This is a genomic window from Haloferax volcanii DS2, assembly GCF_000025685.1.
Taxonomy (GTDB): Archaea; Halobacteriota; Halobacteria; order Halobacteriales; family Haloferacaceae; genus Haloferax; species Haloferax volcanii.
Window position 1 is genome coordinate 174,809 of record NC_013964.1, and the last position, 11,489, is coordinate 186,297.

7 protein-coding genes are annotated in these 11,489 nt (G+C 56.1%); 2 read left to right on the forward strand and 5 right to left on the reverse strand.

From position 1 onward, the window contains the following. Window positions 1-9 precede the first annotated feature (9 nt). The gene (locus HVO_RS00755; protein WP_004041383.1) at window positions 10-423 is read right to left on the reverse strand and encodes a response regulator transcription factor; all 414 of its coding nucleotides are present in this window, start codon (window positions 421-423) and stop codon (window positions 10-12) included. A 111-nt stretch (window positions 424-534) separates the two neighbouring features. On the opposite strand from HVO_RS00755, the gene HVO_RS00760 reads away from it, so the two are divergent. Continuing rightward, window positions 535-4,440: a PAS domain-containing protein gene (locus tag HVO_RS00760; RefSeq protein WP_004041382.1), complete on the forward strand. Its 3,906-nt coding sequence runs from the start codon at window positions 535-537 to the stop codon at window positions 4,438-4,440. Window positions 4,441-4,702: 262 nt separating this feature from the next. Here HVO_RS00760 and HVO_RS00765 read toward each other — a convergent pair whose 3' ends face one another. Further along, on the reverse strand, window positions 4,703-6,436 hold the full coding sequence (locus HVO_RS00765; RefSeq protein WP_004041381.1) for an ISNCY-like element ISHvo14 family transposase: 1,734 nt from the start codon (window positions 6,434-6,436) through the stop codon (window positions 4,703-4,705). A gap of 297 nt (window positions 6,437-6,733) precedes the next feature. On the opposite strand from HVO_RS00765, the gene HVO_RS00770 reads away from it, so the two are divergent. Next, window positions 6,734-7,282 (forward strand): hypothetical protein, encoded by a 549-nt coding sequence (locus tag HVO_RS00770; protein ID WP_004041380.1) that lies wholly within the window; start codon window positions 6,734-6,736, stop codon window positions 7,280-7,282. A gap of 512 nt (window positions 7,283-7,794) precedes the next feature. On the opposite strand, the gene HVO_RS00775 is transcribed toward HVO_RS00770, so the two are convergent. The 3 genes from HVO_RS00775 to narO all read right to left on the reverse strand — a co-directional run bounded on the left by HVO_RS00775 (window position 7,795) and on the right by narO (window position 11,263). Beyond that, window positions 7,795-9,144: an IS4 family transposase gene (locus HVO_RS00775; protein ID WP_013034936.1), complete on the reverse strand. Its 1,350-nt coding sequence runs from the start codon at window positions 9,142-9,144 to the stop codon at window positions 7,795-7,797. A 1,248-nt stretch (window positions 9,145-10,392) separates the two neighbouring features. After that, on the reverse strand, window positions 10,393-10,545 hold the full coding sequence (locus tag HVO_RS20715) for a DUF7560 family zinc ribbon protein (protein WP_162471306.1): 153 nt from the start codon (window positions 10,543-10,545) through the stop codon (window positions 10,393-10,395). Window positions 10,546-10,627: 82 nt separating this feature from the next. After that, on the reverse strand, window positions 10,628-11,263 hold the full coding sequence (gene narO, locus HVO_RS00780; RefSeq protein ID WP_004041376.1) for a transcriptional regulator NarO: 636 nt from the start codon (window positions 11,261-11,263) through the stop codon (window positions 10,628-10,630). Between the last annotated feature and the right edge of the window lie 226 nt (window positions 11,264-11,489).

Genomic DNA, 11,489 nt, shown 5'->3' on the forward strand with positions numbered 1-11,489 from the left:
TACGGTCGCTTACTGGAGAGTTTGCTGTACACGTCCGTACAGTTCGGATTTATTGAAGGGCTTCGCCAGGAAATCGTCCGCGCCTGCCTCGAGCGCTCGAACGATGTCCTCCTCCCGACTCCGAGATGTCAGCATAATAACCGGCATATCCTGCATCCCGTCGTTCTCCCGGATACGGTCCAGAACCGAAAACCCGTCCATCTCTGGCATCATGACGTCGAGAATGACCGCTTTCGGTAATGAATCCGGGGACTCTTCTAAGTACTCCCATGCCTCCCGACCATCTTTTACAGTCTCCACATCGAACTCCTCACTAAGACTAACATCCATCATCTCTCTGATGTCTTCGTCGTCGTCGGCAGCCAGAATTTCCGCAGGCATACTAGCAGCGTATCCGTCCCGTATTCTTATATTGACCGACATACGAAAATCCCCTCGATTAGTGCGTTTTTTCAGTCGTCAGCGACCTCGATAGCCCACGAGGGTGTCTCGCAAGAAATAGTTAACCGGTTAGACAGTCGAATCTCTGTAACTGTGTTCGGTACTACTGACGAACTGGACGAACCAATCCGCGTTCTCTACGTGAACTCCGATCCCGCGTTCGCGGAGTTGGTTCAAACCAAACTCCAACAGACGAGTCCCGAGATCGACTGTGTTTCTGCCGACGGTATCGACGAAGCACTGCACCGGCTTGCTTCGGATCGGGTCGACTGTATCGTGACGGCGTATTCGCTCGGAGATTCCGACGGCATCGGGCTCACGGAGTCGATTCGCCAGGAGAACGACGAGATTCCGATACTCCTCTTTACCGGAAAAGGCAGTGAGTATATCGCGAGTGAAGCGACTCGTGCCGGCGTCTCGGACTACATCCCGGTCCGGTCGGAACGTGATAACTTCACACTACTCGCGGCCCGTATTCGGACACTCACGACGGCTGCCCGCAAACGCACGGAGGCCGAGCAGACGAAACGGCGCTTCCGACGAACGCTCGAACGCGCAACTGACGCGATTTACGCCGTCGACAGCGACTGGCGCATCGAGTATATGAACGAGAAAATGGCCGAGCGAGTCGACCGTGACCCGGACTCGGTCGTCGGAGAAACCATCTGGGAAGAGTTCCCGTCGGTCGTCGGAACGGAACTCGAAGACACGTATCGAACGGCAATGGAGACTGGTGAACCAGTATCGTTCGAACAGTATCTGGAAGAGCCGCTCGACTACTGGGTCGAAGTGCGAGCGTTCCCAGATGACGACGGGCTGACTGTCTTTTCGCGTGAAATTACTACCGAGCGAGAACGGGAACTGAAGCTAGAGCGCAGTAACGCGGTTCTGGAGAACATCCACGACATCGTGTTCGTCCTCAACGAGCAAGGTGATATCGATTCCGCGAATACAGCTGCAAAGCGGTTACTCGCAGGGGATCCGTCGGCCCAGCTCACAGGACAACAGCTCGAAACGGTCGTCGGTGACCGCGTTAGCGATTCCGATATGACGCGATTCTCCCAGGCAGTCGAATCGACGCTCGACGAGATCGAGAGCGATGGTGGGTCGATGGGATTGTACGATGCAGACCTCCAACTCGACGTCGTGGTCGGGACCAGCGAGCGGACATTCGACGTCCGGGTAACCCCGTTCCAGAGTCGAGCGAGTAAGCAGGTCGTCGTTGTCGCTCGAGACGTGACCGAAGAAAGCGAGGTGAAGCGTCAATTGGAACGAGAGCGGGACGCACTCCAGGATCTCCAAGCCGTTATGGCAGAAAGCGATGTCTCGATCGAGTCACGCCTCGAGAATCTCCTTGAAGTCGGTTGTCAGACGCTCGGACTCGAAATCGGCATCATCTCGCGGATTCAGGACAGCGACTACACGGTCGAAGCAGTTCATGCACCAGAGGCTGATATCGAAGCTGACGATCAGTTCGATCTCGAATCGACGTACTGTGCGGAAGTCGTCGGCACGGATTCGGTCTGTTCGTTTGCAGACGCCGTTAGCGCCGGGAAAGAGACGCATCCTGCCTACCGTGACTTCGAGTTAGAATCGTACATCGGCGTACCCCTCATCGTCGATGACACGCGTTACGGAACCGTCAATTTCTCGAGTCCGACGACGCGAGTCGCGCCGTTTGGAACGCTCGAACGAACGTTCGTCGAGCTGGTTGCACAACTCGTTAGTACCGAACTCTCGCGTCGTCGTGACCGTGCCGAACTCGAACGTCAGGGGTTCCTCTTCGACCGCGTTCAGGACGTCGCAAACATCGGTATCTGGGAACTCGTTCCATCGAGCGGCGAACTCACCTGGTCTGATGGGGTCCGCCAGATCCACGGCGTCGACGAAGACTACGAGCCCTCTCTCGACGGCGCAATCGAGTTCTATCACCCCGACGACAGAGAGACGATTACCGAAGCGGTCGACCAGACAATCGAAGACGGGGAACCCTACGACCTCGACCTTCGAATCGTTCGACCCGACGGCGAGGTGCGTGACGTTCGGGCGTGGGGGAAATACGTTGAGGACACACCACGGGGTGACCCAGTACTTCGAGGCGTTTTTCAGGACATCACGGAGCGAGAAGCGGAACGCCGGAAGCATCGAGAACTCGCGGAGGAATACGAGGCGTTGCTCGAAACGTCCGGGGACGCGATATTCTTGCTTGACGTCGATACCGCTGGTGAGAACCCCTCGTTCGAGTTTGCCCGACTCAGCCCCGGATACGAGTTACAGACCGGAATTACGACCGAGGAAGTTCGCGGCAAGTCGCCACGAGAGGTGTTCGGCGACGAGCAGGGTGCTGAACTCGAGACCAAGTACACTCGCTGCGTCGATCAGGGTGCCCCTGTCTCGTATCGCGAGGAACTCGACATCGGTGACGGTGCTCAGTTCTGGGACACCAGCCTCGCACCAGTACTCGTCGACAACGAGATTGTTCGAGTCGTGGGCATCGCTCGAAACGTCACCGAGCAGGTCGAACGAGAGCGCGAACTCGAGGCGACGAACGAGCGACTGGAATCGCTCATCGGGGCCACGCCACTCACCGTCATGGAAATCGACACCGATGGCAACGTCATCCGTTGGAACGACGAGGCCGAGAATATGTTCGGCTGGTCGCGAGACGAAGTGCTTGGTGAGTTCAACCCGATTGTTCCGGACGAGCAGCAAGAAGAGTTTGCCTCACACAAGCAGCGCGCCTTGAGTGGCGAGCGGATTCGGGCGAAGGAGATACAGCGGGAGACAAAAGACGGAGACGAACTGGACCTGCTCTTGTCGGTCGCGCCGATAACGGGCTCCGACGGGGAAGTCACGAGCGTCCTTGCCGTCTTGGAGGACATCACCGAACAGAAACGGTTGGAAGCTCGCCTCCGCTCGCTTCAGGACACCGCACAGCAGCTGAGCGGCGCTGAATCAAGCGACGAGATCGGAGCGATTGCCGTCGATGCCGCGGCTGAGATACTCGACCTCGGTGTTACCGGAATCTGGGAATACAACGAGCGAGAGAACGCGCTCGTCCCGATCACGGAAACGCCTGCAGCACGAGATCTGCTTGGCGAGTCTCCCCGATTCACTCCTGGAGACAGCCTTGCTTGGGACGCGTTTGAGTCCGGAGAAACTCAGGTATATGATGATGTCCAGGCCGAGGGGCAACCCCACAATTCGAACACAGAGATACGGAGCGAAATTCTCGTCCCACTGGGTGAGTCTGGACTCATGTCGACAGGGTCAGTTTCCACGAAGGTCTTTTCTGATACGGACGTCGACCTGTTCCGGATTCTCGGTGCGACTGTCGAGGCAGCACTCGCACGAGCGAACAGGGAAGAGGAACTACGCCGACAGAACGAGCGACTCGACCAGTTCGCGAGCGTCGTTGCCCACGACCTTCGGAACCCGCTCTCTGTCGCAATGGGGTTCCTCGAAATCGCGGAGGAGACCGGGAACGCGGAGCACTTTGAAAAAGTAGAATCCGCACACGACCGAATTGAACGACTCATCGAGGACCTCCTGACGCTGGCACGTGGGGAGACGAAGATCGAGAATGCAGGAGAGATCGACCTCGAGAGTATTACGACAGAAGCATGGGGATATGTAGACACTGAGGAGGCAACGCTTACAGTTGCAGATGGAGTTCCGGAAGTTACCGGCGACGCAGGGCGGTTGACTCAGTTCTTCGAGAATCTCTTCCGGAACGCAGTCGAGCACGGGGGTGCTGATGTCACGGTGACCGTGGGTGGACTGGACGGAGACGATGGATTCTACGTTGAGGATACCGGCAGCGGGATTCCCCAGGAGCAGCAAGACGACGTGTTCAAACACGGCGTCACGTCCAGCGAGGGGGGAACCGGGTTCGGCCTCTCGATTGTGGCCGACATCGCGAAGGCGCACGGTTGGACAGTTTCGGTGACAGACGGAAGCAATGGCGGGGCACGGTTCGAGTTCAAGCGGTCGAAATAGTACCCGTTGTCAGTGAGCAAACCGTGCCTGCGGCCTATGCATTGAGAGAACCAGTCTCAACTTATCACATTCTTGGCGCACTTATAAGCCTACAAACGAGACTGTCTGATTTCCGAATGGGTAGGCCAAATCAGGGTGCGAAAACCGGGTGAAGTCGATTCAGCGACCGGACACGAGTCTACTGGTCAACAGATGTCGAGAAAACGAGTGAAAATCGACAGAGCAGCCGCTACCGAACTCTCAAACCGGAATGAGAAAAGCGTTACCCGAACTCACGCAGGAAGTCCCCTAACGCTCGCACGAAGGTCTTCGCCGTGATTACAGGCGGCGACCGAATCGGCTCGTCGAGCGCGACCTTGATCAGATAGTCCGTGAGCCGCCACAGGTTGTAGATCAACGTCGACAGCGCAAAGTTACAGAATCGAAGCCGATAGTCCGTCGACGACGTCTTCGGCATGAAGCTCTTGATCGACTTGTACTGGTTCTCGATGTCCCAGCGCCGACTGTACCCGTTCACGACACTTCGAATCTTCTCAGGTTCCACGCGGTCCTGATTCGTCACGAACACCGCGTACTTCCCCTCAGCATCGTCGCTCGTACTCGGCGCGTAGAGGAACTCCGCTTCGTGGTGAACCTCGCCATCGATTCCCAATGGTACGTCGTGCTTGACAGCTGCGTCTGCCGTCGGATGCTCCTGAATATCCTGAACCGCCGTCAACTCATCTTCATACTTCGGAACTGGTGAGAGGTACGTGATTTCCCGATCGTGGACGTCCGCGTACACACGATTCACGTAGAATCCTCGGTCGAACATCACCGTGTCCAGATCGACGAACCGCTCGGCGCTGTCCAACAGCCGACTCACGAGGTCGGCTTTCGAGTACGATGGCGAGTCGTCGGGTTCCCATGCGGAGTTCTCTTTCACCGGCTCGATACCGAGAACAATCGGTGCGTGGTCACCGACCAGTGTGATCGTCGCGTATTTGTATCCACGCTTGTACTCGCCGTCTTTCTTGTACCCGCTCACCATCTTCGGGTAGTCCGGCTTGGCGATACCCGCTTCCTTGTCTTCCCACGGCCAGACGTGGAACTGCTCGTGGGTGATGTCGATGGCTGCAATCGTCTCACGCGACTCGAAGGGGTTCTGACCGCGAATCGAGTTGATGATGTTGTCCGTCGCGGCGTCGAACGCTGTCATAATGGCGTCTCGAATCCGGTCGGTTTCCGGCATTGAGTCGTCGTCCTCGAAATCCTCGAACGTGAGCTGACTATCCGAGTCCTCTGGAGTAGCAATCTTCTTCATCGCCCGCAGGAACGTCGAGTCGTCACAGATGAGGTCATCGTCGGTGAGCCAGCCGTACTCCGATTCCGAGTGAGCACTCCCCTTGTTCGCACAGATCCGCGCGAACATATCCAGAATTACCTCGTCGGAGTACGTCTTGTGGGCCGCTCGGTGCGTATCGAACTCGGGAAGGACGTGTTTTCGAGCGAGCGTCAGCGTCTTCTGGGCTTTCTCCTTCTTGTACTCGCTCTCGCTCTTCGAAGTCGAATTCTCAGGTTCCGTCGGAATGGTTGGAACAAGGCCTTCCGTGAGTACGCCGTGATTGAGCGCGGCCTGTCGAACGCCAGCGACAGTTCTGTTCAGAACCTCTTGTGTGTTCTCACTGAACTGCGCGTGCGTATACGAGAGCTGTTGCTGGGTCGGAGTATTCGAGAGATCGGTGGTATCGAGGTGGAAACTCTTGACCAAGCTCGGCTCCCGCCCGAGTCGTTGGGCTAATTCGTTCTGTGAGATACCCCGAATCCCTTTGAACAGGAGCGTGCGGAACATCTCATCGGTTCCAAACGTCACGCGGTTCTGATCGCGAGCATCCTCGAGGTTGTCGACGGGGATCGATAGCTGACGAATCACGTCCCAGAGGTGGTCTTCACGCTCACAGAGCGTCTCCGCGTGGACAATGATTGAGTCAGCAACAGCCGACGGGTCAGTCAGCATTGAACCACCTCGGGGGTGAACTGATCTGCTTCTGAGGTGTGCTCGACCAAATACTGATGTAATTCTGTGTAGAGACATCCGCTATCCAAGAACAGAGATCAGTATAGAATAGAGTGGAAATAGTGTAGAGCATTTTGCGATGATTGTATGCTCTGAGCTTATTGTGGGAGATACATCAAGGGGTATGCGCGCTATACTTGGAGAATTAGTTGTGGCCATAATTCGGTATGGGTCAAGAATCAGTATGAATCAATTTTCGGTTGGATTTATAGTAACGTGCGAGAAGAAGGAGGTACGATGGGCTTGGACGAACTTGAGGGGTTTCTTCGGAAGAAGGGAGCGGCAGAACTCATTACGGAGATTGGGACGGGAACAGCGACATTCAACGCGCTCGTTGACGCGGTTGCAGTAAGTGGCTCGACAGTTTCCTCGCGACTCTCAGAAGGTGTTGAGCGCGAAGTGCTCACGGTCAGCCATAAGCCAACCGAACACGGGACAGAGAAGCGGTATGCGCTCACGATTCTTGGACGCCGTATCTACGATTGGGCAGCGCAAACGGAATTCGAACGGAAGGTCCGGAAGCTTCGCCGGGTTCAGCACGAACGTGAGACGGCGTTCGAGCGGATGGTTGGGAAGCTCAATCGAGATATGGAGATTCGCAAGATGGTCACCGATTCGGAACCCGTAGAGGATCAAGAGATTGATCTGCCTGAGGGGGCGTCTTTGGTGCCGAAGATGGCGTCAGAAGAGAAGCTTCGTGAAGCCAAACACGAACGTATGGAAGCGAATCTCAAGCCAATCGAAGAACTCGAGGACGCCGGTGGAACAGGAGAGGACAGCGACTGAGACAAACGATCTATAGCGGCTCCGCTGCCTCTTGTGAAATCCTCAGCCACAAATGGACCTGTTCCAGCTGCCGTTCAGGGCAGGAAACACACCAGACGCCTCATCCACCGTCTCATGGCTCATGAGTCACGAGATGATCTATATTTTAAGTAGTTTATCAAGATACCAACTTCTTCTTATAATACTAAACCTAACTAAACGGACAGAGAGAATATTCTCAAGGGGCTTTATTTGAATCCTCAATAACCAACAATTCTGGGCTCTCGACCGCTAAGCCCATCAAGCGAACATTTTGAACGGTCAATCTTGAGTCCTTGGTTAACTCTGAAATTGAAGGTCGTTCAATGACTCCAGCTCGGACACCGAATTAAGTTAGACCCAGTCCCCGCCGAAATTACACCAACAGCAGATTTGCTCAATTTCGCCACTAGCCGCCATTTCAACTAGCAAACCAATACAAGCGACGCAAGTACCTGGCCATGCTGCTATGGCTGGTACCCATGCGTTCTAGTTTAGTAGCGATCAAAGCCGAACTCACCTCGTTCAACCTGCTCACGTAACCGATCTCTGTGTGGATTTGGATTTCGTGACGCCCACAGCAACAGCTCGTCCAAATCCGGCAGTTCGTAGCCCAACTCGATCATGAGATACAACTGGATTAGATGACCGTGGCGTTCCACGGCGAGCGAACAGCGACGCCGAGGGAGCCGCGACGCCGACGAGTCGGCGTCTGCGGCGGCTTCGCCCTCTCGCTGTCTTGCCTCGAGCGACCGTAACTCATCCACGATTACACGACTCATCATCAACGAAATTGCGGCCATGATGATCAGCGCCTCGATGATGTAGCCGTCGGTCGTCTTGATCTCGTCCAAGCCGAACCGCGACTTCAGCTCCTTGAACAGCAGTTCGACCTCCCAGCGCGCCCGATAGAGCTGCGCGATATCGGGCGCGCTGTAGTCCTCTCTCGCCAGATTCGTCAGATACAGATGGTACTCGTCGGTCTCCTCGTTGCGCAGGCCGACCAGTCGGAACGTCCGGGTCGCGCTGGCGCCCGACCCTCGTTTGCGCTCGAATGAAAGCGTGATGCGGACGTCGATTTCCTGTCGCTGCAGGTCCTCAAGGACGGCCTGCAGCGACTCTCCTTCCAGCGGAATGCTGTTGCCTCGCCACGTTCGCAGTTCTTCGACGATCTCGAAGTTCGCGTTGTCCTTCACCCGGGAGACGAACCACCCGCCGTTCTGGTCGATTCGGTCGAACAACCAGAAGTCGTAGAAGCCTAAATCAAGCAAGATGAGGGCGTCAGCTACCCACTCACCGGTGGGTAGCTGACTCCGTTCGTGAGTTGTTCCGTCGGTTGTGCGGAATCGCGTTGGAAGGCCCGTCGAGAGTGACTCTGTGAGGTGGAGCTTCAGTTCGGCTTGATCTTCGCCGGTTGCTGCGTAGACATCAGCGGCGTCTTGATACAGCGAAACGATGGTTGCGTCAGCAATGAGGACGTCTCGAAAGCGTTCGAGACGTCCGTTCAAGTCTGCTCGTCCGGTATCGAGATTCTCGATGGCGTCATCGAGAATCTCTCGGAGGAGTGCAACGAATCCCGGTTCGAACCAGTCGTGAAACGCCGCGTAGGAGAGCTCATCGCAGTCAGCCATCTCGACGTAGCGGTCGAGAAACGCCTGCAAAGAGCGGTCTGAGCCAGCAGCGAAGCCAAACGAGAGTGTGTAGAACAGTGCAACGATGTCGAACTTGCGCTCACGCTCGATGAGATTCGTTGCGCGAGCGCGCTCGCGCAACTCATCGGAGGGAAACGCTCTTTGAATCCGGTCAACAACTACCGAGTCCGGTGGTGAGTACACATCATCCACCGGGTTCTTCAACCGGGTAGTTGCGACGATATCTAATCAACAAACAGCGACCGCATTCTCTGCTAAACTAGAACGCATGACTGGATACCCATGGATGAGGCCTATAACTTTCGGTGAATTGAGAGGAATTAGATGAGGACCAAAGTCAATCCAGAGACCTACTGTGACAGTCTTCACCCTTTCAGAGAACAAACACCCTCACTTTTCCACCTAAGCGAGGTTATCCGGACAACCACACCAATCAGCGATGTTCAGAAGCTCGTCACATCGGTTCAATGTCGTTCGTGTGAACGATCAGTGAACTCGACACTATCGCTCGGTGTATTCACTGCCGACTGAGCTAGAGAGCCGACAAACTGAGGACACAGAAGAAGTAGCACACAGAGGAAGACAGAGTGTTCTAAGGTCCCCCTTCGTTGGAATCACTAGTCGAGTCAACGGATACACCCTTGGCCAAAACTAGTGGAATTCTACATCCCTGAATTCGAGGGTGAACTAGATTCCGGGCTCTACACCCATGGTCTACAGGGGTGTACCCACGTCGATTTTCCGCAAGGGTGTACGCAGATCGGAACCAATCGAGGGTGAAAACGAATCACTATCGGCCCGATTTATTCGACAGTACTGATTTCTAATTTGCTTGTGTTTACCCACAGGAGTCCCGCTACTGCACGAATCTCATCCACATACAACACTGGCCAATGGAAACATCACCTCCTGTAATGCTCACCAAACACAACGTCAATACGCTAATTCGTCAGTACACCCTCTCGTTGGTGGGGTGTATCGACTGTATTCGATTGCCGTCAACGCCGAAATTGGGTGGGGGTTGACGACTGCTCGTATTGGGTTTTTCGACGACCACCCATCTTGTGCAATGGCGCTCCTGAGCGTACTCTGGGGGGCTTCTCGACGTGACACACGGGTTGTGTCTCTCGAATGGAGCGTGTGCTTTTGCTCGTTGATTTTGAGTTGCCCCAATTGAATCGACGAGTAGATTGTATTCCCGGGGGATTTCGAGGGTGTAGTTTGGTACTGTCGGACTCGGAGTTCCAACGAGGCTGGCTAGAGAGGATGAGCTGGCTTTGAGTTCAGCTGTCGACGAGACGGCGCGATGGTGCAAGCGCGTACGTGGTGAGTCCTCTCGAAGACCAAGGAATCGAGGCGGTGACTCTCGACCAAAGAATGAACGCGGCCACCGACAGAAATCCCCGTCGCCGTCCGCGAAGCGAGGGACGGCAGACCAGGTTACGACTTGCGCGGGTGCGGGTCGAATGCGTCCGTCTCGACTGGCGAGGCGCACAACACGCACCCGTCGTCCAGAATCCGCTCGCGGATGCCCGCGTCGACACACACCTCGACGCTGCACACCGGGCAGTCGAAGACGAACTGACCTGGCACGGCGATCACGACCGAAGCACAGACCCCAATCAGTATCTATCACACCCCATCATAGGGCGGGAATACATAGGCGAGTTATCAACTACACGTCGAGAATCGTATCGAGAAGCTTCGACTGGGCGGCCGAAAGGTGTTCGGTGAACGTCGAGCGGTTGATATCGAGCGCCGCGGCGACCTCCGTCGCGTTCGCCTCACGGGGGTGCTCGAAGTAACCCATCTCGTGGGCCGTCTCGAGGACTTCCCGCTGTCTCGCCGTCAGTTCGTCGCGGTCGACGAACACGAGCGAGCCGGTAGCGGAGTCCGGCTCTGACTGCGTGAGTCGCCGGAGTGACACGCCGTCGAACGCCGATTTGAGGTTGACGACGATGTCGCGGAACGACTCGAGGTCCGCGGCGACGAACGACAGCACGACCGCGCCGCAGTCCGCTTCGAGGTGGCGGACTGGACAGCCGTGACCCTCGATGAGTTCGCAGGCACACCGCGACTCCTCGGTGAAAGAGTGGGTGACGCGATAAATCGTCTTCTGTTCGTGGTGAAATATCTCGTCCGCGTCATCAATCGCGGCCGACGAGGGGGCGGTAAACTCGACTGCGGCGGTATCGCCGGTAGCGCCGACCGACCGCGAGACGGATTCGACTGCGGTCTCCTTCGACGCCTCCGACACCCGACAGATGGACGGGTCGGCCACGTGGATTTCACCGTGCACGCCCTCATTCATAGGCCGGCGTACGGTGGTGGTTCTGAAATATTCTTCGGCGAATCCGTTCGCAGTCACGCGGTTTCGCTTCGGATTCCCTCCGATTCCTCGACGAGGGCGGTATAAAGTCCCCGCACCCTATGGTTCGGGTGTTACTGGCCTCGGTGCAGATTTTCGAACGAATCGAAGTATGCTATATACGAGCTTGCTCGGGGCCAAACGGGTGAACGGATCGGCGCCCGGTTGG